This window comes from Gemmatimonas sp. (genome assembly GCF_044345575.1).
Taxonomy (GTDB): Bacteria; Gemmatimonadota; Gemmatimonadetes; order Gemmatimonadales; family Gemmatimonadaceae; genus Gemmatimonas.
The window spans coordinates 16,187-42,665 of the sequence record NZ_JBIJAW010000003.1 but is presented as its reverse complement, the minus strand read 5'-3'; the positions used below and the strand labels follow the sequence as shown (position 1 = coordinate 42,665).

General features: G+C 65.7%; 20 protein-coding genes, 5 tRNA genes and 1 pseudogene. 13 read left to right on the top strand and 13 right to left on the bottom strand.

From position 1 onward, the window contains the following. Together ACIQ6O_RS00610 and ACIQ6O_RS00605 are read right to left on the bottom strand one after the other, a co-directional pair. Positions 1-191 (bottom strand): annotated as a pseudogene (locus tag ACIQ6O_RS00610) (hypothetical protein); the annotation flags it as partial. A 9-nt stretch (positions 192-200) separates the two neighbouring features. Further along, positions 201-1,004, bottom strand: a complete 804-nt coding sequence (locus ACIQ6O_RS00605) for an ABC transporter ATP-binding protein (RefSeq protein ID WP_396205822.1) — start codon at positions 1,002-1,004, stop codon at positions 201-203. A 337-nt stretch (positions 1,005-1,341) separates the two neighbouring features. Between ACIQ6O_RS00605 and ACIQ6O_RS00600 the strand changes: the two genes are divergently transcribed. Beyond that, positions 1,342-1,782 (top strand): PEP-CTERM sorting domain-containing protein, encoded by a 441-nt coding sequence (locus tag ACIQ6O_RS00600; RefSeq protein WP_396205821.1) that lies wholly within the window; start codon positions 1,342-1,344, stop codon positions 1,780-1,782. 79 nt (positions 1,783-1,861) lie between these two features. Here ACIQ6O_RS00600 and ACIQ6O_RS00595 read toward each other — a convergent pair whose 3' ends face one another. Further along, complete coding sequence (locus ACIQ6O_RS00595) at positions 1,862-2,749, bottom strand: RNA polymerase sigma factor RpoD/SigA (protein ID WP_306520846.1); 888 nt, start codon at positions 2,747-2,749, stop codon at positions 1,862-1,864. 347 nt (positions 2,750-3,096) lie between these two features. On the opposite strand from ACIQ6O_RS00595, the gene ACIQ6O_RS00590 reads away from it, so the two are divergent. From ACIQ6O_RS00590 to ACIQ6O_RS00555, 8 genes are all read left to right on the top strand, one after another. Continuing rightward, positions 3,097-3,169: transfer RNA gene (locus ACIQ6O_RS00590), tRNA-Ala, on the top strand. 88 nt (positions 3,170-3,257) lie between these two features. Next, a tRNA-Gly gene (locus tag ACIQ6O_RS00585) sits at positions 3,258-3,330 on the top strand. Positions 3,331-3,348: 18 nt separating this feature from the next. Further along, positions 3,349-3,422, top strand: a tRNA-Val gene (locus ACIQ6O_RS00580). Between the two features lie 149 nt (positions 3,423-3,571). Next, positions 3,572-3,645: transfer RNA gene (locus ACIQ6O_RS00575), tRNA-Arg, on the top strand. Between the two features lie 33 nt (positions 3,646-3,678). After that, positions 3,679-3,752 (top strand) — tRNA-Pro (locus ACIQ6O_RS00570). 258 nt (positions 3,753-4,010) lie between these two features. Beyond that, the gene (locus tag ACIQ6O_RS00565; RefSeq protein ID WP_396205820.1) at positions 4,011-4,643 is read left to right on the top strand and encodes a YbhB/YbcL family Raf kinase inhibitor-like protein; all 633 of its coding nucleotides are present in this window, start codon (positions 4,011-4,013) and stop codon (positions 4,641-4,643) included. Between the two features lie 48 nt (positions 4,644-4,691). Then, entirely contained in the window at positions 4,692-7,151 is a 2,460-nt protein-coding gene (locus tag ACIQ6O_RS00560; protein WP_396205824.1) for an ATP-binding protein, read from the top strand. A gap of 10 nt (positions 7,152-7,161) precedes the next feature. Then, the gene (locus tag ACIQ6O_RS00555; RefSeq protein ID WP_396205819.1) at positions 7,162-9,525 is read left to right on the top strand and encodes a response regulator; all 2,364 of its coding nucleotides are present in this window, start codon (positions 7,162-7,164) and stop codon (positions 9,523-9,525) included. Positions 9,526-9,591: 66 nt separating this feature from the next. Here ACIQ6O_RS00555 and ACIQ6O_RS00550 read toward each other — a convergent pair whose 3' ends face one another. After that, a complete protein-coding gene (locus ACIQ6O_RS00550; RefSeq protein WP_396205818.1) occupies positions 9,592-11,550 on the bottom strand; it encodes a methyl-accepting chemotaxis protein in 1,959 nt (652 codons plus the stop codon). Between the two features lie 110 nt (positions 11,551-11,660). Then, positions 11,661-12,482, bottom strand: coding sequence for a fumarylacetoacetate hydrolase family protein (locus ACIQ6O_RS00545; protein WP_396205817.1), 822 nt, complete (start codon positions 12,480-12,482; stop codon positions 11,661-11,663). 119 nt (positions 12,483-12,601) lie between these two features. Between ACIQ6O_RS00545 and ACIQ6O_RS00540 the strand changes: the two genes are divergently transcribed. After that, on the top strand, positions 12,602-13,987 hold the full coding sequence (locus tag ACIQ6O_RS00540) for a response regulator (RefSeq protein ID WP_396205816.1): 1,386 nt from the start codon (positions 12,602-12,604) through the stop codon (positions 13,985-13,987). A 5-nt stretch (positions 13,988-13,992) separates the two neighbouring features. Beyond that, on the top strand, positions 13,993-14,526 hold the full coding sequence (locus ACIQ6O_RS00535) for a heme NO-binding domain-containing protein (RefSeq protein ID WP_396205823.1): 534 nt from the start codon (positions 13,993-13,995) through the stop codon (positions 14,524-14,526). Positions 14,527-14,551: 25 nt separating this feature from the next. Here the strand turns inward: ACIQ6O_RS00535 and ACIQ6O_RS00530 are convergent, their stop codons facing one another. Both ACIQ6O_RS00530 and ACIQ6O_RS00525 read right to left on the bottom strand, forming a co-directional pair. After that, entirely contained in the window at positions 14,552-15,151 is a 600-nt protein-coding gene (locus ACIQ6O_RS00530; RefSeq protein ID WP_396205815.1) for a YbhB/YbcL family Raf kinase inhibitor-like protein, read from the bottom strand. Positions 15,152-15,162: 11 nt separating this feature from the next. Then, entirely contained in the window at positions 15,163-16,017 is an 855-nt protein-coding gene (locus tag ACIQ6O_RS00525; RefSeq protein ID WP_396205814.1) for a DUF1028 domain-containing protein, read from the bottom strand. 143 nt (positions 16,018-16,160) lie between these two features. On the opposite strand from ACIQ6O_RS00525, the gene ACIQ6O_RS00520 reads away from it, so the two are divergent. Continuing rightward, the gene (locus tag ACIQ6O_RS00520) at positions 16,161-16,709 is read left to right on the top strand and encodes a hypothetical protein (RefSeq protein WP_396205813.1); all 549 of its coding nucleotides are present in this window, start codon (positions 16,161-16,163) and stop codon (positions 16,707-16,709) included. A gap of 1 nt (position 16,710) precedes the next feature. Here the strand turns inward: ACIQ6O_RS00520 and ACIQ6O_RS00515 are convergent, their stop codons facing one another. Beyond that, complete coding sequence (locus ACIQ6O_RS00515; RefSeq protein ID WP_396205812.1) at positions 16,711-17,865, bottom strand: exo-beta-N-acetylmuramidase NamZ domain-containing protein; 1,155 nt, start codon at positions 17,863-17,865, stop codon at positions 16,711-16,713. A gap of 172 nt (positions 17,866-18,037) precedes the next feature. Here ACIQ6O_RS00515 and ACIQ6O_RS00510 point away from each other — a divergent pair, with 172 nt between their 5' ends. Next, positions 18,038-19,309, top strand: coding sequence for an exo-beta-N-acetylmuramidase NamZ domain-containing protein (locus tag ACIQ6O_RS00510; RefSeq protein ID WP_396205811.1), 1,272 nt, complete (start codon positions 18,038-18,040; stop codon positions 19,307-19,309). 246 nt (positions 19,310-19,555) lie between these two features. Here the strand turns inward: ACIQ6O_RS00510 and ACIQ6O_RS00505 are convergent, their stop codons facing one another. The 5 genes from ACIQ6O_RS00505 to ACIQ6O_RS00485 form a co-directional block, all read right to left on the bottom strand. After that, positions 19,556-22,378 (bottom strand): carboxypeptidase regulatory-like domain-containing protein, encoded by a 2,823-nt coding sequence (locus tag ACIQ6O_RS00505; protein ID WP_396205810.1) that lies wholly within the window; start codon positions 22,376-22,378, stop codon positions 19,556-19,558. A gap of 68 nt (positions 22,379-22,446) precedes the next feature. Beyond that, the gene (locus ACIQ6O_RS00500) at positions 22,447-24,816 is read right to left on the bottom strand and encodes a DNA polymerase domain-containing protein (protein ID WP_396205809.1); all 2,370 of its coding nucleotides are present in this window, start codon (positions 24,814-24,816) and stop codon (positions 22,447-22,449) included. Positions 24,817-24,844: 28 nt separating this feature from the next. Next, positions 24,845-25,285, bottom strand: coding sequence for a hypothetical protein (locus ACIQ6O_RS00495; RefSeq protein ID WP_396205808.1), 441 nt, complete (start codon positions 25,283-25,285; stop codon positions 24,845-24,847). Positions 25,286-25,351: 66 nt separating this feature from the next. Then, on the bottom strand, positions 25,352-25,879 hold the full coding sequence (locus tag ACIQ6O_RS00490; protein WP_396205807.1) for an L-2-amino-thiazoline-4-carboxylic acid hydrolase: 528 nt from the start codon (positions 25,877-25,879) through the stop codon (positions 25,352-25,354). Continuing rightward, positions 25,876-26,376, bottom strand: a complete 501-nt coding sequence (locus ACIQ6O_RS00485) for a hypothetical protein (RefSeq protein WP_396205806.1) — start codon at positions 26,374-26,376, stop codon at positions 25,876-25,878. Before ACIQ6O_RS00485 ends, ACIQ6O_RS00490 begins: the two co-directional genes overlap by 4 nt. Positions 26,377-26,479 lie beyond the last annotated feature (103 nt).

The window sequence follows — 26,479 nt, the reverse complement described above, 5'->3', positions numbered from 1 at the left end:
TGCCCCTTGGGAAACCCCCAGTTCTTGTAGCTGTCGCGAATGAGGAGGAACAGCGGCTCGCCGTTGTGCAGGCGATACACGACCCCGCCGGCCGACGTTTCGAGCTTCGCGCGCGGGCGCTTGCGCCCGTCGGCGCCATCGGGCGACGACGTCTCCGGGGTACGGTGCGGGTTGCGCGCGGGCTGCGACATGGCCGGCGGTTACCGGTGCGGTGTCGTGACGGCGTCCGGCGGCAAGCTGCCGGGGAGACCAGCGATCAGCGGGGCATCGTCGTCAATCGTGGCCCGACCCTCGACGAACTGCCGCACCAAGGGGTCCGTGCTGTGCTGGATCTCGTCGACCGTCCCCACGGCGTGCACCCTCCCCTCGTACAGCATAGCGATGCGCGTGCCTACGGTGTAGGCACTGCGCATGTCGTGCGTGATGACGATCCCCGTGACGCCGAGCTGTTCGCGCATGCGCACCATGAGCTGGTCGATGGTGGCCGAAGTAACCGGGTCGAGCCCGGTGGTGGGTTCATCGTAGAGGATGTACTTGGGGCGCAGCGCAATGGCGCGCGCGATCCCCACGCGCTTGCGCATGCCGCCGGAGAGCTCGGCCGGCATGCGGTTCTGCACGTCGGGGAGGTCGACCAAGCGCAGCGCCTCGTCGACGCGCGCGACGATTTCCTTTTCCGACAGCTCGCCCTGCTTGCGCAATCCCATGGCGACGTTCTCGCCGATGGTCATGGAGTCGAAGAGCGCCGCAAACTGAAACACGTACCCGATCTTGCCGCGGAGGGCATAGAGATCCTTCCGGGACAGCTGATCGACCCGCAGGCCGTCCACCCATACCTCGCCTTCGTCGGGCTCGAGGAGGCCGACGATGTGCTTGATGGCGACCGACTTGCCGGTACCCGAATAACCGATGATGACCATGGTTTCGCCCTCGTTGACCTGGAGGGAGAAGCCGCGGAGCACCTTCTTGGGGCCGAAAGCCTTGTGGACGTTGCGGAATTCGATCATGGGATCACAAATATGACACCGGTGCCGCGCCATCGCTAGGCATGCCGCTCCGCAGTGGCATGCCGACCACGACATCGGTGCCACCAGACAACACCACGTGGCGGCTTTCGTCGTTCCGTTATCTGGAAGTATTTCTTGTTCGGCCCGTTACACACGTACCGATTCGTCGGCACAAAGCTTGATGGATGGGGCCGTTTTGGGGTGCACTTGTCCACAACTTCAACATCGACCGAGGTCCCGGGTGCGACGTCGCATCGGCTGGTCCCTGTTCCGCAACACCGCTACGGCCGCGTTGCTTGCCTGCGTCACGCCGGCCTTCGCGAGGGCGCAGCTGCCCGTGGACGGCACGTGGCAGGTCTTTTTCTGGAATGAAAGCGGACCGGCCTTGAGCCCCTTCGACTCGTTCGGGGTGTCGTCTCTCAATCCGTTCCGGATCCGAGTCACCGATGTCTGCCTGATCGGTGACCAGTTTTTGCTCTCGTGGACCGGCACGACGACCGGCTCCCTCGCGACGGGCGCATTTGGGACGGACGGTGATCTCGCTTCTTGCGAGAGTGGCGATGCTGCGTGGAACGATGAGCGGTTGAGCAAAGGCCAGGCGCTGTTCGCCCCGGGGTCGTACTCGTTCTCACTGTCGACAACACGAACGACGCCAGACAATCCTGAAGGCGGCGCTTTCATCCAGGCGGCCGAGGTTCCCGAACCATCGTCCGGCGCACTCCTTGGCGCGGGCCTCATCTCGATGGTGGTGGCCGCCAGGCGTCGCCGGCGAGCCTAAGCGGCAGAGGCCGTGTATACGACAGAGGGGGCGGCCGAAGTGATTCGACCGCCCCCTGTCTGTTCACCGGTGGTACGTCTTAGGCGGCGAAGCTGCCCAGCGCGCGCCCCACGTCTCCCTCGCGCAGGCGCTTGAGCGCCCGGTCGCGCAGCTGGCGCACGCGTTCACGGGTGACGCCGAGCATGGACCCGATTTCCTCGAGCGTATGCTCACGCCCGCCTTCGAGCCCGAAGTAGAGGCGCAGCACCTTCGCATCACGCGGCGGCAGGGTGGAGAGTGCCTGCTCGATTTCGTCGGTGAGGAAGCGGTTCATCGCTTCTTCTTCCGTGTCCGGCATTTCATCGGCGACGAAGCGCTCGATGAGCGAGCGGTCGCCGTCCGGATCCATGGGCGCATCGAGACGCACGTCGCCGGTGTTGAGCGCGGCGAGCGACTGCACGACGTCGACGGACAGGCCGGTCACCTGCGCGAGCTCCTCGGGGGAGGGCTCACGGCGCAGCTTCTGGCGGAGGATCTCCGACGCCTTGATGATGCGCGAGAGGTCGGCGGTCCGGTTGAGCGGCACGCGCACGGTGCGGCCCTGCCGCGCGAGCGACGACAGGATGGCCTGACGGATCCACCACACGGCGTAGGAGATGAACTTCACGCCCTGATCGGGATCGAACTTTCGCGCCGCGGTGAGCAGCCCGACGTTGCCCTCGCCGATGAGATCGATGAGGGGCAGGCCGCGGTTCTGATACTTCTTGGCGACGGAAATGACGAAGCGGAGGTTGCGCTTCACCAGCTCCTGGAGCGCGTCCTGATCACCAGCGCGAATCTTCTTGGCGAGCTCGATTTCTTCCGCGGCCTTGAGGAGCGGATACGTCGAGACTTCGTAGAGATACTGGTCGAGGATGTCGCGTTCCGGCTCGCTGGGCGCAATGCCCGCGGGGGCCGCACGACGGCGCTTCCGCTTGACTTCGGTCATGATGTGCTAAGCGACCTTGGGATGAGACATCATCCCTGCTGAAGAGACGAAAAAAGGAGCAGTGACAGCAGCAGCCACGTGGGGGTCGGCTGGCCTGGCATCGGCGCCGGCACACGCCCAGTGTAGCGAGTTGCAACCCGCCCGCCCTGCCGACTCGCCAAAGGATCAGCGGGAGCGACAGCGGAACGGGGGTAGCCTTGCAAGATACGCCAGCGTTGGGGAAGCGCCAGTGTGATTTCTGGGAGTCTGCTTGACGCAGGACATACACCTAACTAGACTGCGCGGTTCCTGAGACCCTGCTGCACGACGCCAGCCCTGCTGGTTCGCGGCGACGAGGTTCAGGGACCGGGGCCGTAGCTCAGTTGGGAGAGCGCTTGAATGGCATTCAAGAGGTCAGGGGTTCGATTCCCCTCGGCTCCATGCCCCGGATTGCTGGCTCGGTCGTTCTGACCGTCGTCATGCAAAACGAGGCGCCCGGTGGTGCGACGTGTTCGCCACTCCGGTTCATGCGGGAATAGCTCAGTTGGTAGAGCACAACCTTGCCAAGGTTGGGGTCGCGGGTTCGAGTCCCGTTTCCCGCTCTGCAGGTCCGATGTCGAGGGTCGTTAGCTCAGTTGGTTAGAGCGCCACGTTGACATCGTGGAGGTCACAAGTTCGAGTCTTGTACGACCCACTGTTGGTGCAGGAACCAGGTGTCGCTGGAACGATTGGGCAGTAGCGACGATCGCTCTGAGGCACTAGGTTGCGGGTCCCTCGCCAGGCGGCGCTGGGAGCATGAGGTAGCAAGTGCGGTACTTCGGTGTGCGTTGGTGGTGGTCCGTTGCGCCTGTAGCTCAATTGGATAGAGCATCTGACTACGGATCAGAAGGTTGGAGGTTCGAGTCCTTCCAGGCGCGTTGTTGGTTGAGTAGGTGCACCAGAGTATCGCACGGGGCGTAGCTTAGCCCGGTAGAGCGCCTGCTTCGGGAGCAGGAGGTCGCTGGTTCAAATCCAGTCGCCCCGACTGTGATAAATAGAGACCCCGCATCGACTTCGGTCGGTGCGGGGTTTTTGTTTGCCCCATCGGCGACGTCGACGCGCCCCTCCCTCGCCGCAGAGCGGCGGCCCCGGAACCCCGGAACAGCTTGCGCGGCTCCCCTGGGGGCCCTAGAAGTAAGGTGGGCATTCGTTACCGCGGAAAATGCCGGAGCGTCGTGCACTCACAGGCGCGGCGATTGGCATCGAGCCTGCGCCATCGGCCCCCACCCTGCGAGGTATCCGCTTGAAGCTCGAGTCCCCCGCCTTCGCCCACGGCGCCGCCATCCCACCGGAGTTCGCCTTCGCGCGCCCGGACCCCGCCACCCGCATGGCGCTCTCCAGCAACCGGTCCCCGGCTCTTGTGTGGTCCGAGGTGCCGGAAGGCACGAAGAGCTTCGTACTCCTCTGCCACGACCCGGAAGTCCCCACCGTCGCCGACGACGTGAACAAAGACGACCGCCGGGTGCCGTTCGACCTGCCGCGTTTCGACTTCTTTCACTGGGTGCTGATGGACCTCGCCGCCGATGCGCGCGCGATCCCCGAGGGCTTTGGCTCCGAGGGCATCCAGCCGCACGGCAAGCCGGGCCCCGAAGCCCCCAACGGCTGCCGGCACGGGACCAACGATTACACCCTCTGGTTCACAGGCGATCCAGCCATGGAGGGACGGTACTTCGGCTATGATGGCCCCTGCCCGCCCTTCAACGACACCGTCATCCACCCGTACACGTTCACCCTGTACGCGCTCGACGTGGCGCGGTGCCCGGTGGAGGACGTGGTCGATGGCCGCACCGTTCGACAGGCCATCGAGGGGCATGTCCTCGCCCGCGCCGAACTGACCGGCACGTACACCCTCGCGGACGACGCGCGCGCGCGATGACCGTTTCGTGACTGGCGCGAATTCGCGGCATCGCCCTCAACGGTCGTGATGCACCTCGACGCACTGCGCCAGGCGGAAGTGCTCCGCGCGCTGTCGGAGCGGACGCGCAGCCTCGTGATCGTCTCGGACACGCGCGACTGCATCGAATGGGTGAACGAACCATTCTGCCGGCACACGGGGTACGCGCTGGCGGACGTGGTCGGACGCCCGGTGGACGAGCTGCTCAATGGCCCCGATACGGCCCGCGAGGTCCGTGATGCGCTGGCGTTGGCACGCGCCGAGGGACGCCCCACCTCGGCGGAGATTCTGCACTACCGCCAATCCGGCGAGCAGTACTGGGCGCTCGTCGAGGGCGCCCCGATTCACGACGCCGCCGGACGACCGGCCGGGTACATCAGCACGCACACGGATGTCACCGAACTCCGGATCGCCAGCAGCCACGCAGCCGTGGCCCGGCTGGTGGGCGATCGATTGCTGCAGTGCCATTCCATCGAGGAGGCTGCGCGCCTCGTCACCGATACCCTCGTCGGCATCCTCGACGTGCGCGCGGCCTGCGTGTGGACGGTGGAGCCCGGGCACTCCGCGCTGCACTTCGTGACCGGAGCCGCGTCGGCGGCGCCGTTCGAGGAATGGGTCCAGATCACTTCGACGCTGTTGTTTGGCGGCGGAACGGAGTGGCTGCAGGGTGTCGGCGCCCCCGGTGTCGCTTGGGGAACGGCCGCGCCCTGCCAGCGCACCGACTTCTGGATGAACGACAGCTCCGGCCGCCTCTCACGACGCGCCGACGTGGCCTTCCGGACCGGAATCCGCACCGTGTGCGCCGTACCGGTACTCGGGAGCGAAGGCGTGCTCGCCGTCATCGAATTCGCCGGGTCGCACACCTACCCGGGCTACGATCGCCTCCCGCGTCTACTCGAGCAGGTTGCACAGCTGCTCGGCGCTTTCATCACGCAGACGAGCACGCAGCGGACGCTGCGCGCCCTCTTCGACCAAAGCCCCGACGCGCTCCTCGTCGTGGACAGCGACGGCGTGGTCACCATCGCCAACGCCCGCGCACACACTCTCTTCGGCACCCTGCAGGGATGCCTACTCTCGGCCGTCCTCCCCGAAGCCGAGCGATGGCGCACACTGAGTCGCACCGATCCGCCGAACACGGTGCACGAAGGGGTCGCGCGGCATCTCGACGGCACGACCTTCGATGCCGAGTTCACCGTGGCGCGCGCCTCCGGTCTCCAGGCATCGTCGGACATCGTCTCCGTCCGCGACCTCACGGAACGGCGGAAACATCTGGCGGCCGAGCGCCAGATCGCCGAAATGCAAATGGCGGTGGAGTACGCCAACCAGGCGAACCGGGCCAAGAGTCAGTTCCTGGCGCATATGAGCCACGAGATTCGCACGCCGATGAACGCGATCATCGGCATGTCGTATCTGTGCCTGCAGGAGGAGCTGACGGAACAGGCACACGGCTACCTGACGCGAGTGCACCGATCGTCGAAAGACCTGCTGGCGGTGATCAACGACATTCTCGACTTCTCGAAGATCGACGCCGGGAAAGTGGAACTCGAACTGCGGCCCTTCGCGCTGCAGGCCACGCTCGATCAGGTCGACGGTATCTGCGGACATCTGGCACGCGAAAAGGCCTTGCGCTTCGACATGCACGTTGCCGCAGACGTCCCAGCGATCGTCGCCGGCGACGCGCTTCGGCTGGGACAGATCCTGCTCAATCTCGCCGGGAATGCGGTGAAGTTCACAGAGCGCGGCGGAGTGCGCGTCGAGATCCGTCGCCCCGTGTCGGCACCCGCGTTGGACGACGGCCGGTTCGCGCTGGAGTTTCGCGTGCACGATACCGGCATCGGCTTGAGTGCGGCGCAGATCGACACGCTGTTTCAGCCGTTCAGTCAGGCCGATGCCTCCAATACCCGGCGGCACGGTGGCACCGGGCTCGGTCTCGCGATCGCCAAACAACTCGTCGAGTTGATGCGGGGCGAGATCTGGGTCGAGAGCACCGTCGGGCAAGGGAGCATGTTCGCCTTCACGGCGTGGTTCACCGCGGCTTCACTCGAGACGCCGGAGGAGCCGGCGGGGAACACCGTCGACGTGGCCGCAGCGCGAAGCCGGCTGGCCGGTTCCCGCATCCTCGTGGCTGAAGACAACCCCTTCAACCAGGTGGTGATCAAGAAGTTGCTCACCAAGGTCGGGGCGAGCGTGACGCTCTGCGCGAATGGGCTCCTTGCCCTCGACGCGCTCGAGCACGAGGCCCCGTTCGACCTCGTGCTCATGGACGTGCAGATGCCGGAGATGGACGGGTACGCCGCCACACGACAGATCAGGGCGACCCCGGCCCTCATGGGCACACGCGTCATCGCCATGACCGCGAATGCGATGGCCGAAGACCGTCGCCTCTGCATCGAGGCCGGCATGAACGATTTCGAGCCCAAGCCCATCGATCCCGACCACATGTATGTGACGCTGGCCAAGTGGCTGCCTGCGCATTCAGCGAACGGGTAATGAGGCCCGCATGAGCGTTCCTCGCACCAGCAGGCAACCGCGCCTGCGCGCGATGCTCAACAGCATCAGCTTCCGCATCTGGCTACCATTGGCTGTCGTGCTCACGTGCGCGCTGACGGCATTGGGTTCGGTGTATGCGGCGCGGCAGGTAACGCTCGTGCGCCGGAGCATCACCGGTCGCATGACCGAGTCGGCCAAGGCCGCCGCGCTCGGTGTGGAACTGGCTATCGAGCGCAAACAGCGCGGGTCCCTCGACCGCGTCATCGAGGTCACCACGACGGCGCACGATTTCGCCTGGGTCGCCATCCTGCAGCAGGGCCCTGGCGCTGACAGCGCGCATGTCCTTGCCGTGTATCCGCGTAACACTCCGGCGGCTCTCGTACTGTCCCGCAGCGACAGTCTCCACCTGCGGGCACGAGCACCGGTTCGCACGGCAGCGATACGCGGTGCACTGGTGGTCGCCATGTCGCAGTCGCAGATCGAGCAGGAGATCGCGGCGTTGAACCGCTCGCTGTACGGCGCGCTGCTCGGGATCACCCTGCTGGCGCTGCTGGCCGTGCTATTGGTGTCGCGTGGGATGGCGCGCCCCATCGCGGAGCTTACGACCGTCGCCAATGCCCTCCGTGATGGGCAGTACGATGTCCCGGTGACGATTTCGTCGCGGATCACCGAGGTGGATAACCTCGCGCAGGCTGTGCGCGAGTTGGGGGACTCGCTCAGCGACGCATGCCAGCGCATGACGGATGCGAATGCCACGCTGCTGGAAGCCAAGCAGGCGGCCGAGGCGGCCGATCGGGCCAAGAGTGCCTTCATGGCCAATATGAGCCACGAAATTCGCACACCGCTCAATGCCCTGGTGGGGCTCTCGCACTTGTGTCTGCAGACCCCGTTGTCGGGGAAGCAGCGGGACTACGTGGGCAAGATCGAGGTGGCGTCGCAGAGCCTGCTGGGCCTCGTGAACAACGTGCTGGACTTCGCGAAGGCCGACGCTGACGCCCTCGTGCTGGAAAGCGAACCGTTCTCCTTGCGCGTCGTGCTTGACCGCGTCGACGCGATCGTGGGAGACGCGGCGCGCGCCAAGGGGCTGACGCTCACCATGGAGCTCGACGACGCGATTCCCACGCACCTCCAGGGGGACGCGCTGCGCCTGCAGCAGATCCTCACTAACCTGGTGGGCAATGCCGTCAAGTTTACGCCGACCGGCAGCGTACGCGTGACCGTGGATTGCGTGCCTCCGCCGTCTCACGAAGCGGAAGCCGCCGCCCGTCTCAGGGCCACGCCTTCGGTCCGAGTGGCCTTTCAGGTGATCGACACCGGCATTGGTGTGAGTGAGGAGCAGCGTGAGCGCCTGTTCCGCCCGTTCAGTCAGGCGGATTCGTCCATCACCCGACTCTACGGGGGGACCGGTCTCGGACTGGCCATCAGTCAGCGCCTCCTCACGGTGATGGGCGGTGCGTTGACCATGCACAGTGTCCCATCAGAAGGCTCCACGTTTCGCTTCGCCCTCGACTTCGAGGTCGCCGGAGCCGTGCTGTCGGCATCGGAACTCACGGCCGCAGGTCCGGAAGGGACCGCCCCGCGCTTTCGTGGGCAGCGGGTGCTGGTGGTCGAAGACAACCCGTTCAACCAGCAGGTGGCGCGCGAACTGCTCGAACGCGCCGGCCTGCAGGTGACGATTGCCTCGGATGGCGTGCAGGCGATCGAGGCGCTGGACGGCTCAGACGGGTTCGACCTCGTGTTGATGGACGTGCAGATGCCGGTCATGGACGGCATCGAGGCCACGCATCGCATCCGGACACTTTCGGCGCATCCGTCGGTGCCGATCCTCGCCATGACCGCCAACGCCAGTCAGGACGACCGGCAACGGTGCCTCGAGGCCGGTATGCTCGACGTGATTGCCAAGCCGATCGTCCCCGAGCGACTCATCAACACCCTCGGAGCATGGCTCGACCATCTGCCGCTCGCGACACCAGCCGAACCGATGACCGAGACCACGGCCGCGCCCGCGTCGATCGAGGAGGCGCCGCTCCCCCTTCGTGCACTGCGCAAGCTGCTCGAGGACGACGAAGAGGCGATCCAGGAGGTGCTGACGCACTTCCTCGAATCGCTCACTGAAGCGCGTGCCGGGATCGATACGGCAATCGCGTCACATGATATGCGAGGCCTCGCCTTTCACGCGCATCGGTTCAAGTCGGCAGCCGGCCAGATGGAGGCGACGGAGTGCTACCGGCTCTGTGCCATGCTGAATGAGATGGCAGTCCTCGAGGGACCCACGGTGCATCTGGAAGCCGAAGTCCTGGTGCGTCAGCTCGTGCCGGTGCTCGATCAACTCGAGCGGGACATCGAGCGGTCACGGACTCTGCCGCAATCCTGACGCGGTGTTCCGGCGGCACGCCGCGCTGGGCGTACCTACCGGTGCAGCGCGGGCTCGCGTGCCGTCCTAGGCGTACTGTTGGTCACGCCGCCGCACAGCCGACGCGGCCGTGCGCACGAATTGGGACACGAGCCCATCGAGCGACGCTGCCTGCGCCCGCATCTCCACAGCGGCCGCGGCCGACTCCTCGGCTGACGCCGCCACCTGCTGCGTCACCGCTTCCACCTGCATCACACCGGTCGTCGCCACGTGGGCGGCATCCCGCTGCGCACTGCTCGAGGCCGCGAGCGCCGTGAACACCTGGCTGATCGATTCCATGCGCGCATCGAGGGCACGCAGCGCCGAGACCATGCGGGCCGTGAGCTGTTCGCCTTCCCGCGTCTGGGTCGTCGCGGCTTCGATCAACGCCGTCGACTCACGTGCCGCCGCGGCGGACCGCAAGGCGAGCGCGCGCACTTCCTCTGCCACCACGGCGAAGCCACGTCCGGCGTCGCCGGCCCGCGCCGCTTCCACCGCGGCGTTCAAGGCGAGCAGGTTGGTCTGGAACGCGATCTCTTCGATGGAGTGCACGATGCGGCCAGTTGCCGCACCTCCCTCGGCAATACGGGTCATGGCGCGCGCCAGTTCGTCGGCGGTGCCTACGCTTGCCCGCGCAGCCTCCCGGCTCGCCTCCACGAGGGAACCGGCGTCGGCCGCGGTGCGCGCATTGACTTCGCTGGAGCTGTTGAGCTCACGCAAGCGTCCGGCAATGGCTTCCACGGCGACCCCCTGCTTGGTCGCCCCGTCGGACAGCGCCACAGAACTGCCCGCGATCTGTTCGGCCACCGAGCTCAGCTCGCCGACTGCCATCGCCACCTCGCCGAGGGCATCGTCGAGATTGGTGATGGCGCGATTGATCGCCGTTTCGAGATCCGCAAGGTCATTGGTGTAGTGGCTGACCATTCGCGCCGACACGTCCCGTTCCGCGACTGCCGCAAGAACGCCGTTCGCCTCACGAATCGGCTCCGCAATGGTCTGCACCACGGAACGCACCCCAACGGACAGTTCGCCGAAGACGCCCGGCAGTACGGGCGCGTCGGTGCGCACGTCGAGCACACCAGAGCGCGCGAGGGCGATGTCCTTGCCGATTTCCTCGGTGGCGTCCCGGAGGCGAGCCATCGCCGTCTGCAGCGCCATCACGGCATCGCCGGTATTCTGCGCCATCACGTTTACATCACGGATGACGGCACCCACCTCATCCTCACGGGCGTATGTCACCGCCTTGGGGGGCGTCACGGCAACGGATACGATGCGACCGTCAGCCAATTCGCCAAGCGCCTCTCGCAGCCGCTGCAGTCGCGTCCGCAGATCACCGACCGTCGTCGAGATGGCGCCAAGCGCCCCGGTCACCTGCCCCGCCATGCGACGTCCGAGAAGCACCGCGAATGCGAATGCGGCAAGACTGATGCCGATCGCCACCTGCTTCTCAAGGGCGGCGGTCTTTTCGAAGCTTGCGAATTCTTCGGCCGCGACGCGCTGCTGCAGCGCGGCCAGATCGTGCAACGTTGCGGACAACGGATCGACCGCCGGGTACAGGGCGGTGGTCAGGATTTCGCTGAGCATTGGCGTACTGTCGGCCGCGTACGCCGCCTTCAATCGTTCGAGTACCGGCTCCAGTCGCGTAATCTGGCTGTCGGCGCGGGCCGCGAGCGCGGCTTCTTCAACGGTCAGATAGGTGGCGCGATAGGCGGCCCACTGCGACCGGATGGTATCACGCGCGGCCGCCAGCGTTTCCCCCGCCACCTTGCTTGGCAGCAGGCCATCCTGCCGCTTATGCGCCGCATCCACCACCGACACCGTGTAGGCGTCGCTGATGAGCTTCAACTGCCCCAGCGGCACCACGCGATCCAAATAGATGGTGCGGGTGCGGGTGGTGAGTTCCTGCTGGAAGCCGAAGAGCGTTGCCGTGACGCCGAACGTCAGCGCCGCAACGAAGAGAAAGGCAGCGGTCAGCCGGAAACCGAGCGAAGCGTTCGACCAGCGCATGGTGGTGGTGTGTGGAGAAGAAATTTCGAAAACGGGAAACAGGAAAGCGTCATCGCCGGCGCCAAGCACGCGCCGAAAGCACCAACGCCCCTTGAAAGGACGCTCGACGGTTAATTCCGTTTCACCACCGGATTGCTGAGCGTCCCGACCTTCTCCAACTGTACTTCCACCACATCGCCGGCCTTCATCTGCTGGGTGGTGCCCGGCGTGCCGCTGTAGATCACGTCTCCCGGCTCCAGCGTCACGTACCGACTGATGTAGCTGACGATCTCGGCCACGTTGAAGATGAGATCCTTCGTGCGCTGCGACTGCACGACCTTGCCGTTGAGCCGGGTCTCCAGCAGCAGGTCGTCGTAGTTCACCCCCGTCACGATCACGGGTCCGAGCGGTCCGAACGTATCGGCGGCCTTGGCGCGGAACCACTGCAGGTCACTCTTCTGCCAGTCGCGCTCTGATACGTCGTTGCCGGTGGTCACGCCGAACACGTACTCCTTCGCGCGCTCCTTGCTCACGTTCTGCGCCCGCTTGCCCATCACGATGACCATCTCGCCTTCGTAGTGGACGTTGTTCGCATCGGAAGGCAGGACGACAGTGTCGTTGTGTGCGATGATAGAGGTGGGAAATTTGGCAAAGAGTCCGGGGTACGCGGCGGCGGACCGTTCCCCGAGGTGCGTCTGATAGTTGAGCCCCACGGCGATCACCTTCGACGGGGTAGCCGGCGCGAGCAGCGCCACGCCGCTCCGCGGGACCTTGACGCCTGTGGGCGTGCCGCCGAGCCACGGCGCGGCGCCGAGTTGCACGATGGTTGCCCCCTCGAGTCGACCGTAGGCCACCTTCCCGTTGAATCGATAGCGGACATACTGCTGCGATTGCGCCTCGAGCATCGTGGGAAAGACGGTGGCGAGCGCAAGGACCAGGGCAAGTCGCAGCATAGGGACTCCGGGGATGAAAGGGGTGGAGCGGCACGTTTCGGCGAAGTTACCACACGGAAAAACCAGAATGTCACATTCCCTCTTCTCGAACTGGGCATCCGGGGGTGAATATTTCACCAATGAGTGATCACCCTGATTCGGCAGATCCGATCGAGCGGATTGCGCGCCTGGAACGACGGGTGGAACGCGAGCGCACAGCGCGGCGCGAAGCCGAGCGCCTGCTCGAATCGAAGTCGCTCGAGCTGTTCATGTCCAACCGGTCGCTGCAGGAACTGGCCGACAATCTCGAGCGGCGTGTAGAAGAGCGCACGGCCGAGATGCGGACGATGCAGGAGGAGTTGCGCCACTCGCAGAAGATGGAAGCCGTGGGGTTACTGGCCGGCGGCGTTGCACACGACTTCAACAACATGTTGATGGTCATTGGCGGGGCCGCCGCGCTGTTGCCTGATGCCGACGTGGGTGAGCGTGGCGCGATCCTCGCCGAGTTGATCTCCGCGGTGCAGCGTGGGCGGGAGCTCACCTCGCGCTTGCTGGCTTTCAGCCGAAAGACGGCGGTCGAAGAGATCGACATCGACCTTGGCCTGAGCATCTCGACGTTTCGTCCGCTGCTGCAGCGGTTGCTCACCGAGCGCGTCGCGCTGCACGTCGACGTCTCGCCCGATCTCGCGGTGCGGCTCACGCGAGGGGGACTTGATCAGCTGCTGTTCAATCTCGCCGCCAATGCGCGGGATGCGATGCGAGATGGAGGCGTGATGCGCCTCACGGCCACGCCCTGCACGATTACCGTCGGCGAGGCCGGGACGCTCCAGCTCGAGCCGGGCGAGTACGTGTGCCTCGAAGTCAGTGACACTGGCGAGGGGATGGACGCTGAAACGGCGCAGCGCGCCTTCGATCCGTTCTTTTCCACGAAACCGGTGGGGCAAGGGAATGGTCTCGGACTCGCCACCGTGTATTCACTGGTGCGGCAGGCCAAGGGCAGCATTGCCATTCGTACGGTGGTCGGTGAAGGCTCCACGTTTCGGGTGCTGCTGCCGCGTGTCACCACACCGAGAGTCGAGCCTTCGCCAGGGGCTGACCACTCCCCGATCGACCCGGTGATCGGCGCGCGCGTCCTCGTCGTCGACGACGATCCGGCCGTTCGCCGCACTGTCGCGACGCTATTGCAGCGTCAGCAGTTCGAAACGGACGAGGCAAACAGCGCGGAGGAAGCGTTACAGCGGCTTACCGACACGCCGACGCGTTTCGACATGGTCGTCAGCGACGTGCGCATGCCCGGCATGAACGGCTGTGATCTGGCACTCGCGCTCCGCGCCATGCACCCCACCCTACCGGTCCTGCTGGTGAGTGGATTCGTCGACGATCTCTCGGTTCAGGAACGCATTCAAACAGCGGGGCTCATGCTCATGAACAAGCCGTTCGACGTGCCATCCTTTCTTTCCGTCGTGAAGCGTACCGTGCGCGCCAGCAGCCATCGCCGTCAGGGCCACGGGGAGCTGCGCTCGTGAAGGGCATGGTCTTTACCGAGTTCCTTGACTATGTCGGGGCTCGATTCGGCGACGACATGGTGGACGACATGATCGACGCGGCAAATGTGCCCAGCGGTGGTGCCTACACCGCCGTGGGCACATACAACCACGCCGAAATGGTGGCGCTCTGCGAAGCCCTCGCCGAGCGGACCAATTCGTCGGTGCGCGACATCGTGTGCGACTTCGGCGACCGCTTGAGCGATACGTTCGCCCGCGACTTCCCGGACTTCTATCGCCGTGCCAACAATCTGTTCGACTTTCTGAGCAGTATCGACGACCACATCCACGTGGAAGTGCGCAAGCTCTACCCGGATGCCGAGTTGCCGCACTTCGTGGTGGAGCGCCGGACGGCCACGCAACTGGTGTTCCTGTACCGGAGCCCCCGGCGCATGGGTCACCTGTCGGAAGGTCTCATCATCGGCTCCGCGCGTCAGTATGATGTGACCGTGCGCGTGCAGAGCGACGAGTTGCCGGTCGAGCAGGGAATGGCCGTGCGCTTCACGATCGACTTGATCTAGCGCCAGCGGCAACCGACGCGCCCCATCACGGGGCGGGTCGGCGGTACAGCCCCACGAGGACGCCTTTCGCGCGCACATGACCTGCCATGGCGCGCATGATCGCCTCGCGCGTGGCGGCCGGCGACATGGCCGTGGGTGGCACATTCAGCATGGTGTCGAGCGCAAACAGTTCGAACACGTAGTGATGAGCGGGCCCCGTGCTGGGCGCTGCGGGGCCGCGATAGTACGGGCCGCTCACGCTGATCTGTCGCGTGCCATCCGCGAGTTGGGCGCCGCTCGGCACGCCCTCCGCGAGAGATGTCGCTGTCCCGGGGATATTCCAGACCAGCCAATGCAGGGCATCGTCGGTCCCATCGCCCATCGCCGCATCGGCGTCGTGCACCAGTAGTACGTAACTGCGGGTGGAATCAGGGGCGCCGCTCCACGACAGCGCCGGCGACACATCGCGGCCACTTTGCGCCTGTCGCCGTGGCATCTCCGCACCATCGGTGAATGCCGTGGTGGTGAGGGTGAGCACGCGCATGGGCGTACGGGACTGCGCCTGCGCGATACCGGCTGTCGTGGCTTCGGCCGTGACGAGTGCGAACACCATGGCGGCGCCGCGGAACAACCTCGAGCGGATCATGTTGCGCTGCCTCACTTGTAGGACGCCGGCTGCGTCTTGCGCCACGCGTCGTAGCGCGTGCGCAGGGTTTTCACGGGATTCAGATTCTCACCGGGCTTGATGACGTTCGGCCCCTGCTGATTGGGCTGGGCCACGGTGAGATACAGGGAATACTTCCCGTTGCTGTGCGAATCCCCGCTCACATCGGCGCGGTTGGCCATGAGGATGTACGCGATGTACGCCGTGCGCCCTTCGCAGGCGATGGCGGGCTTACTCCCGTCGGCCGGCAATGGCGGACACACGCACCGACTGTCACCACCGTACTGGTCAGCCGTTTCGAGCGCCGCCATCACACGATCGGTGAGCGCCCCCTTGGTATGCACGAAGGCACGCACGGCGTTAGGGATCACGTCACCGGTGCGCAGGATGTTGCCCTGTATGGAGTAGTAGATCTGCGTGCCCGGCACCTGCCCCTGGATATCCTGCGTCACATAGCCGTTCGACAATCCCGAGTGGCCCGCGGTACGACCGGTGAGATCGACGATGCCGAACTGTCGTGACTGGAAGGCGGGATCGGCCGACAGCATCTCGATGATGCGGGCGGGGTCGGTGCCCTTCTGCAACTCGCGGTAGACGAGCATCTGGTTGGCATGGGTCCCGTCGACACCGGCCTGACAGGCCGCGACGCCCTTGCCGGGCACGACCACCGCCTGAATGCCGCTGAGAAAGGCATCGTCGCGGTCGACACAGGTGGCGGAGGCGATGACGACGCGCCCGGTCGCCATGTCCACGGCAATGACAGACCAGGTGGCGTAGGCGGCGCGTGGCAGCAGCACGCAGGAAAGCGCCAGAACGAACTGGGCGAGAAAACGAGTGGAAAGTCGCATACCCATAAGAGGCAGCGAGTACCGGCATTCGTCCAGCGTTGACCCAGCGGACTGTGGGGAAAACCTGTACGCGGCCCCGGGCGCCCGCCGACGGCGCCGGCCAGCGGTGCGACGCACTGTACGTGTATCTACCGGAGGAGAACATGAGACAAGGCACATTCATGACGTGCCGCAACGCCATCGTGGCGGTCACCGCATCACTGGCGTTGACGTCCCCGGCGATTGTGCACGGACAGGGGATGATGGGACGAGGGGCCGGCATGCGCCGCGACACCGTCGCGGCGGCCGTGATGCCGGGGGTACACGAGCTGATGATGAATCATCAGAAGCTGCGGCGCACGGTGACCACGTTGCCGAACGGGGTCCGTACCGTTACCGAGTCCGACGACTCGGTGATGGTGGTGCAGTTACGACACCACGTGGCCACCACCGGTGTGCTGGTGGAGAAGTCGCAGGATCTCGATGTGCCGCCGGCCTCACCGACGCTACGTCGGCTGCTGCAGCGCGGGGCCTCGATCACGCGCCTCGTGGAGCATACGGCGAAGGGCGTGGTGGTCACGGAGACCTCAAACGACAGCGTGACGGTATCCCTCCTGCAGGCGCATGCCGCGGAGGTCACCGAACTGGTAACCCGGGGCATGGCCGCGATGCACGAGAACATGATGCGGCGACGCGGACCGCCGCCGCCGTGAATCAGGGTGTCCGGTCGTACAGCAGGATGGAAGCAACGCGTGATCGCCAGTCGTCAACGCGTGTCCATTCAGCGATGGTGGCCCCGGACTGCTCGTGTGTCAGGGTGCCGATGAGGCCGGCCACCTCGCGCCGGCCGATGAGCCGCGCGAGATGATTGTGCCCCGACGGATTGGCCGCAGTGGGATAGGGTGCCCACGCGAATTCGGATGGGTGTTGCTTATTCACGGCGTGCAGTAAGCGCAGACCGAGGGCCACGGGGCGATGATCACGGGCCACGAATTCGGCGATCGCCGGAGCTCCGAAGACACGGACGTCCAGTGAGAGTCGCACACCCTCGCAGCGTTCGCCACGATATGGCCCCTGAGCGGGAGTAAAGGTCGTTGGCGAACACGTCACACCGGCGACCTGAATGGACGGCGCGATCGCCTCGGCGTTCATCCACGGCGCCCCGATGGTGGTGAACGGGGCATCGGTTCCCCGGGCGACGCTCACGTTGGTCGCCTCGAAGAGGCATGTGCCCGGATACCAGATGGCGCTGTCGAACGCAGGCATCGCCGGCGAGGTGGGCACCCACGGCAACGCGAAGGCCGGCCAGGCACGCGACGGCTCCCAAGCCTCGCAGCAGATCACCTCGAGCAGTGCGTTCGGGCAATGCTCCCGCTGCCACAATCGTGCAAGCTCCCCCAGCGTGAGCGAATGCCGCAGGGGGATATCGTCCTCACCGATGAACGACCGGCAATCATCCGAGAGCATGGGTCCTTCCGCTGCCTCCAGCATACCACCGAGCGGGTTCGGGCGATCGAGCACCACGAGAGGTATGCCCGCCTCGGCACAGGCGTGCAGCACGTGCCACAAGGTCCAGGCATACGTGTAAAATCGAGCGCCTACGTCGGGGATATCGAAGAGCACAGCGTCGAGCCCCGCGAGATGTGCCGCGTCAGGACGCATGCGTTCGCCATACAGTGAGACGACCGGAAGACCCGTGAGCGGGTCCGTGCCGTCGTCGACCCGTGCGCCATCATCAGCGGCAGCCGTGAGCCCGTGTTCGGGGCCAAACAGCCGGACAAGCGGGAGCCCGGCCTGGAGCAGGGCAAGACGGGGCCGCGTGTGCTCCGAGGACGCGAGGCGCGCGGCATCGTTGGTCACCAAGGCCACGTGCCGCCACTCCCGCCACCGTCTTGGAGTACTCAGCAGAACATCGGCGCCGAAGCGCAGGGGATGAGGTGACACGCGGGAAACCGGAGGGAAACAACGGCAGTGGCGCACGAAGAGTAGAATATGAAGTCGTACCTGTGCACCGACGATCCCACCCTTTCCCTCCCCAGACATGCTCAAGCGTCCGTTCACCAGACGAGCACGCGTGGTGGCCACCACGGCGCTCGCCGCCGCGATCTCCGCGTGCCTTCCCCACGCCCCGCTGGCGGCGCAGGCCAAGGGCAATGTGATTCCGGGGATCGAGGTGCTGCTCTCCGACTCGCTCCATCTCCTCCGCGGCAAGCGGGTGGGCCTGCTCACGAATCACTCCGGACGTGATCGCCAGGGCACGAGCACCATCGACCTGTTGTTCAAGGCGCCCGGCGTAAAGCTCACGGCATTGTACGGGCCCGAGCACGGCATTCGCGGTGAGGCCAAGGCCGGCGCCAAAATCGCCGATGCGGTCGACGCGAAGACCGGCGTCAAGGTGTACTCGCTCTACGGCGCGGTCGAAACGCCGACGCCCGACATGCTCAAGGACGTGGATGTGCTCGTGTACGACATCCAGGACGTGGGCGCGCGCGTGTACACGTATCAGTGGACGCTGGCGCTGACAGCGGCAGCGGCAGGGAAGCCCCTCGTCATTCTCGACCGGCCCAACCCCATTCGCGCCGATCGGTTCGAGGGCAATATCCTCGATCTCAAGTTCCGTTCACTCGTGGGCCAGCACGCCGTGGCGCTGCGGTATGGTCTCACCGTCGGCGAGCTCATGAAGTATCTCGTGGGGACCAAGGCGCTCAATGCGAGCGTGACAGTGGTGCCCATGAAGAACTACCGGCGTTCCATGTGGTACGACGAAACGGGCATGCCCCGCGTGAACCCGTCGCCCAACCTTCGCACGCTCGATGCCGAACTGCTCTACCCCGGCACGGTGTTCTTCGAGGGCACCAACGCCACGGAAGGGCGTGGTACGGATGCGCCCTTCCAGCTCATCGGCGCGGACTACCTCAAGGACCATGTCGCCATCGCGGCCACACTCAACGCGATGAAGCTGCCCGGCGTGCGCTTCGACACGGCCACGCGCACCATCGAGACGGGCTACAAGTTCGGCGGTAAGACCATCCCGATGATCAAGGTGGGCGTGACCGACCGCAACCGCGTGCGCCCCGTGGAATTGGGCATCCGCATGCTGCGCGCGTTCAAGGCCGCCCACCCGCAGGAGTTCACGTGGCGCGAGCCGAGCGTCAATGCCGCCGGGCGCATCAAGGGCATCGATCGCCTCGCCGGCACCGATCAGCTCACGAAGGCGGTGGATGCGGGAACGATCGACGCGCTGATCAGGCAGTGGGACGCGGACGCGAAGCGATTTGAGACGATGGTGAAGCCGTACTTAATCTACCGCTGAATTCGAGTGGTGAGACCCGAGCATTGAGCGGGAGAATCGAACGGCGAGACTCAGAAGCGAGCCCGGATAGAAACGAGAGGCCAGTGCTCTCGAAGCGAGAAGTCAGCGTGCACCACTGACTTCCCAACTCGAGGACACTGGCCTCTCGCTTCTATCCGGGCTCAACTCTCAGCCTCGGAGCTCTCCGACTGGAGGCTCGAGATCGGAGTCTAGAGATCGGAGTCTCGAGCCTCTCCTCTCGACTGTTTACCAGTCGAGGCGCATACCGACCTGTCCCATTCTCGCCGCGAACGCCGAGAGGGGCACGCCGAACGTGGACTGGGGCGCACCCGCGGCGGTGAACTGCTGATTGCCGAAGGTGAGGTTGTTCTTCCAGTTGAACAGGTTGAACGCCTCGGCGGACACGCTGACCTTCTTGCCGTTCCAGTTGAGGATCGGGCGGGCCACGCGGATATCCACGGTGCGATACCAGTTCGGCCACGCATTCGCCGGCAGCGTAGTGCGGTTACCCGTGGAGTTCACGGTGCCGCCCGGGAAGTCGTCGCCGAGGATGTTGTTGAGGTTGATGTCGCGACCATCGGTGGTGAGGAACGGTCGCGGGCTGGCGATCGTGGTCACACTCGAGAACGTGAACCCGAACGGCAGCGGCAGGATGTTCGACAACGCCACACGATGGCGCTCGTCGCCCGTGGTACGCTGGCGGTTGAACAGGAACATGTAGGCGAAGTTCGGCAGCGCGGCCGTATCGAAATCGCCCTGATACCAACCGAGGGTGTAGGCGAGGTTCACGCGGGCCTTGGCACGCTGCCAAGTCGCCTGTACGAGCACCGACGAATAGTTCGAGCGGCCGATGTCGTCCCAGATGAGGATGTCGCCGAACGCCGGAGTGAGCTTGCGGCGGGCGGGCGTGACCGTGCGATCGAGGTAGTTCGGATTCCGCTGGACGTACAGGTTCTCCATGTTCTGGCGAACGTAGTCCACGTTGAAGCCGAGTTCCGGCGTGAGCTGATGACCGACACCGAGGGACATCTGCTTCGAATGCGGCGTCTTCATCTCGTTGTCCATCAGGATCGGCGAGAGTGCCGCCGATGCGCCGGCAATCACGCGCTGACGCAGCACCGCCGGGTCACTCGTGCCCGGATTGGCGAACGTGTAGGTGCGCCACTCCGAGTTGCGGCGTTCCTGGAAGCCCATGAAGCTCGTGACACGGTCGTAGATGATGCCGAAACCGCCGCGCACGAAGGTCCTGTTGTCCTTGAACGGATCCCACGAGAAGGAGACGCGCGGCGAGAAGTTGCCGAGCTGGTTCTTGCGGTTACCGGTGTTGATGAACGGCCGGAGTTCGGCGATACCGGTGAGCACCGGATCGCTTGCCCACGGCGTCTTGTAGCTGTTGTTCATCGTGTTGATTTCGGCGTCGTGCCGGAGCCCCAACGAGAGCGTGAAGTTGGGCTTGATACGCCACTCGTCGTTGATGTAGATGCCGGTGGTGTAACCACGGGCCCGCGCGATGGCGTCCGACGTGCCGTTCGGATCGGTGAAGCCCACGGCGATCGTCGCCGACACGGGCAGCGCCGTGGGATCGTCCACCGCGTAGGTGAACGTGCCGTTCGTGTTATTCGGCTGGTTCTGCAACGCGCCGATGGTGCTGAGCTCGATGCCGGCCTTGATGATGTGCGAGCCCGCCTTCTCGAGGTTGTACGTGGCCCGGTTCACGGCGCGGAAGTGATTCTCCTGCAGGATGAGCGGGAACCCTGACGTGCCGAACTGCACGCCCGGATAGTTCCGCTGCGGCCCGGGGAGCAGCGGCGCTTCGTTGTGGTTCCAGCCCACGAACTGCAGCGAGGCTTCGTTCACGAGGTTGCCGCTCGTGGACACGAACTTCTGGCGCAGCTGCGCGGTGTAGATCTCGTACTTCTGGGAGATGCCGCCGTCTTGTGAGACGCGGCCGCCGAAGTTGCCTTCGCCACGGAGAAAGCGCGTGGAGCCCATGAAGTCATAGGTGACACGCGGGCTTTGCACGTACGTGAGGCGCGAGAAGAGCGTGTGGTTCTTGTTCGGCGCCAGGAATGCGCCGCGCTCGCCCGGCCAGCGGGTATTCGCCGCGGCCGTGGTGGGGTTCACGTCGAGATAGAAATCGGTATTGGTGAGTTCGTAGCTCGTGGCGAGGAACAGTTTGTCCTTCTTGAGCGGGCCGGCGATGTTGAAACCGAGCTGCTCACGGCCGAAGTTGGGCTTGACCTGCGCCGTGGGGAGAAACGCGTTCCTGGCCATCATGGCCTTGTTCTGCAGGAAGCCGAACGCCGACCCCTTCCACTCGTTCGTACCGCGCTTGCTTTCGGCGCTGATCACATACGAGCCGGCGCGAGTGAATTCCGCGTCGTACGGGTTGAGATACACACGGAAGTTCTCCAGCCCTTCCTGCGGCAGCGGCGACCCGGTCTGTCCGAGCCCCACGATGTTGCCGTTGAACAGGCTCTTCATCTCCACGCCGTCCATGTAGACGTTGAAGAAGCGGAGGTCCGGCGCCGCACCGCCCGACGGGAGCGTGCGGCCCGACTGCGGCGCGTACGTTTTGATGCCCGGCGCGATGCCGGCGAGGTTCATGATGCCGCGCGCGTTGAAGGGCAGATTCTCGATCTCTTCCTTCACGACGGGCGCCGACACCGACATGCGCTGCACTTCCACCTGCTTCACGCGCTCTGCGGTGACCGTCTGCGCCTCGAGTTCAGCGGCCCCCTTCTCGAGTTCGAAGTCGAGCCGGGCGCGCTGCCCCTGCACAAGATTCACGGTGTCGGTCCGCTGGCGGTAGCCGATGGCCTTCACGTTCACCGTGTACTGCCCGGAATAGAGACCGAGCACGCGGAATTCGCCGTTCGGACGGGTGAGCGTCCGCGAGGCTTCACTGGTGGCGATGTTCCGCACGGTGATCTGTGCGCCAACGACCGGAGCGCCGTCACCACGGACAGCGCCTTCGAGGGTGATGGTGTTCTGGGCGGCGACCGGAGATCCGGCGAGCACCGAGGCGGACGCCACGCAGAGCAACCGAGCGATTAGCGGTCGCAACATGGGCTTTCCTTCTGTGGTGGGGAGGGGACGGTACGGGAGGGACGAACGTCGGGATTATAGAGGGCGATTCACTCGGGGGCCAGCAAGGCCGCCCACGCCACGGCGTCCCGCACCGCGATCGACCGGATCGCCTCGAACGCCGGCACGAACAGTGGCAACTGCTCGGCGTCCGCGAACAGGAGCGCGAAGTCCGCCGGGCGGAACGCCCGGGCCAACCGGGTCGCGAACGTCCGGCGCAGGAGCGCGACGTAGTGAGCCACGTCGTAGTCGCGCAGATCCTGATCGACCCACACTTCACCCTCCACTTCGTCCAGCACCCGGCCTGTACCGTCCGCGGCGCGATAGACCCGCACCCGTTCACCGACATTCCAGTGGCCGCCGGTATGCTGCCAAACCGCCTCGTAGGCAAACTCGCGACGAGCGGAACGGGTGCGCGCGTAGACGGCAGGTGTCTTGCGCAAACGCACCCGCGCAGCCACCGCGGTGGTCGGCAGCTGCCGACGCTGCAGCGCAGCCACCGTGTTCAAATAGGCCTGGCGGACACCCACGACGTCACTGGCGAGCAAACAGGTGATGGCCGTTCTCAAAAATGCTTCGCCGAACGGCTCGGCCCGGCTCGAGCGAAAGGCGACCCCCCGCAACAACAGCCGGCCGTCGTGGGTCAGAAGCGCGTAATTCTTCGCTTCGTGCGACAGCATGGCCGCGTAGCGGCCTTCGAACTCGAGGCGCACCAGCGACGGCAGGAGCGCCGCCACCTCCTGCACCATCGCCCGTTCCTGAGGCTCACGCCATGACGTGGGCACTGCGAAGTACACGCCGTCCGTGTCGGCCTCGATGAGTTCGGCGCCACGAGCCGCCAGTTCGCGACACATCAGCGCGAGCGTCTCGCGACCGCGGCGGGTCACCTCGTTGGCCGCGTGCACATCGGCGAAACGCGTGAGCCCCTCCCCGGCCGCGAGATACCCGTACGCCGAGTTCACCACGAGCTTCATGGCCGCCGAAATGGCCTCCTGCGTGAACTGCTCATCACTCCCCGGCACCGCCGCTCGGGCCCGCCCCTTGGCCTCAAGTCGCTGCTCGACGAGCCGATCGACGAGAAACAGCAGCGCCTGCAGGTGGTCCCGCTGCGGGCCGATCCGATATGCCCGCATGAGCGACGGATACAGACTGGCCACGTCCACCTTCACGATGCGCTGCAGGGCACCCGCGTTGAACAGCATGAGTGCGGCGCCACTGTGTACCGTACCATCACCGGCCGCATGGGCCGGGAGCGCTTGGCCGGCGCGCAGATACGCGCGCACGAGCAGCGGATCGATGACGCCTGTGGCCGGGCCGGCATCGGCCAGTCGCTCGTAGCGGCGCGGGGCCATGCGGGCCAGCGCGAAACCGGCGCCACCCAGCAGGCGCGCCAACGCCGCCACCTCGGTCACGTCGGCGCGGGCGTATCGCCGCACCCGGTCCGGGTTGGTGCGATAGACCTCGTGAATGCGATCGCCGCGCAGCAATTCACGGGTGTCGCTCCCCGCGATGTGGAAGTGCCTGGCCACCGCCTTGAGGCCGTGACTTGGAAGCTCGCGGACGGCGAAATCGTACCGGCGCACGGCGTCGAGCGTATCGATGCATTCCCGACCGGGAATCACATAGCGCACACGTCGCTCGTGGTGCGGCGGACCGTCACCATCGTCGCTGAGCACACCGCGCATCGCCACGCGTTCGTCGAGACCAAGCCCGGGTACACGACCCAGAGCGAGCCGCACCCCGAGCCGACGCGCCCGCTGCCGGAGAAACGGCAGATCGAAGCCGTGGAGATTGTGGTTCTCCACCACATCGGGATCGAGCAGCGTGATCCGCGCCACGAATCGTTCGAGCAGCTCTCGCTCAGCAGCGTCGTCCTCGCCGGCGGCCTCCAGCAGCTCCACGCCGCCGTCCGGGGTCCCGATGGCGATGAGAAAAATGCGGTCGACGCGCGCATCGAGCCCGGTAGTCTCGAGGTCGAACTGCAGCCGACGCAACTGCGCGAAGGTGAGGTCGCGAAAGTACGTGCGCCCGGTCGCCACGAGGTACTGCTCGTCGGGCGGCAGCACGTGTCGGTGCTCACGCGGTAACTGCTGTACGCGGGTGAGGCGCTGCCCGAGCACACGCGATGCCCCACGGCACAGGGCCTGTTCCAACAGGTGCCAGCGCGGCGCCGATATCAGAAATCGCAGCGCGCCAGGGCCGGCGAGTTCGCGGGCGTGCAATCCCGTGGACGGATCGTCACGCGTGAATGGTGCCCCCGACGCGGCGAGCCAGTCGAGCGTGGACACCAGCACCCAGGGGCGAAACCGTTCCGTCTCGGTGAGCAACACACCGCCTCCAGGACGGCGCCACACCGTGGCCTCACCATCGGGCGTGGCCCACACCGAGACGATGCCCGGCGTGGGATCCCACCCCCACAACCATTCCTCGTTGTTCAGACGAATCCGCTCAGGCCGTCCACGACCCGATCAGGCGGTTCCACGGCAGCATGGCCGCGACGAGCACGAGCGTCACGAGCGTCCCGATCAGCGCCTTCTTCGCCTTGGCATCGGAACCGGCCGCCTTGCGCACCATCACACTCGTCACGGTGGCCGCGATGACCGCTACGACCATCAGGAAGGGATGCTCCACCAGCGTTCGCCGGGTGGCCGCGTCCTTCATCGACGCCCCCATGGCCGAGCGGGCCGCACCGACCGCCGGGCTCACGAACCACAGCGTCAGCCCGGCGACGAGCTGCAGATGGGCCAGAATGGTGAGGCGACGCACCCATGAGGTCTCGGCGTCGCCCCACGTGGTCTTGGCGGTCAGCGCCTTTACGATCACGAGCAGTGCGGTCGCGAGCACGAGCCACGCGAGCACGTTGTGAAACTTGAGAACGAACGGGTACATCGCACCATCCGCGAGAAGAGGTCGACATCGGCCACACGCCGGGAGCGCGGGCGCCGGACGGGAAATCTAGGGGGTCGACCGCGGGGCGCGGGTAAGGGTGTACACGAAGTTGCAGTGGCTGGCCCCGCCCATGATGGTCTGGGTGCGCGTGAACGCCACATCGGGATTGAAGCCGCCGATGAGGGCGGCGTCCCGATTGCACGAGAGGATCGCCCCCAACTCGGGAATGCCCAACGCCCGGTACATCTCGGCATATCGGCAGCGGGTCACGTCGAAGGCGAACGTCTCATCGCTCGACTCTCGAACGGTGATCTCCAGTGCCCCGTCAGCCGTCCAGCGATCGAGGGTGCCCTCGAAGTGCTGCAACGAACAGCCGCCTACGTGGGCCGCGAGTTCGCCCCCCTGTCTGGTGGCCAGCGATACGATCACCTCACGGGCCACCGCGAGCACATCGTCACGGCCGAATCTCTCGCCCAGGGCTTCCAGCAAGGGTGCCACCACACGGGCTTCGATAAGCCGCCGCCGCAGCACACCGATGGCATTCAGCTCGGCGTCGGTGGGCAGCCCAGAGGTCTCTGACGAAATCGGTGTCACTCCGGGACCCCCCGGCCGGACTGCAGACTACTACCGCTGCCGCTGCTGATGCTCTTGAGCGCGAAGTACACGACCCCCGTGAACGCCGCCCCCATCACGGCCACAAAGCCGCGCGTACGCCGCTTGTCCATGGTGCGCTGCAGCGGGCGATCGACCGTCCGCCAGGGCACGACCAGCTCACCGCGCCGCCACGGCAATTCATCGCCGTCAACCGTGACGAGCGCGTCGGGCTTCACCAGCACCGCGCTGTCGCCGAGGGTACGCACCACCATGCCATCGAGCTGCCGCAGCTCGAATCCCGCCGCCTCTCGCAGCACCTTCGCTCCGTCCGGGGTGAAGACGAGGCGGATTTCGGTGCGGGCCGGCAGGGCCGCCGGCGCCAGCGGTCGATACGAAAAGCAGCCGGCCAGAAACGTGGCTGTGCTGGTCAGCGCGAGCAGGCCAGCACGGATCGGGCGCCGGCGGGGGGCAGTCGTGCGCAAACGAAGACGGGTCATGGCGCAACGATAGCGCGCGAGTATGCCCCCCGCCATGCACGAAGCGCCCGTGGGGCCATCCCCGCTGGGCGCAGCCCCGCGCGTGGATGAATTCGAGCGCGCG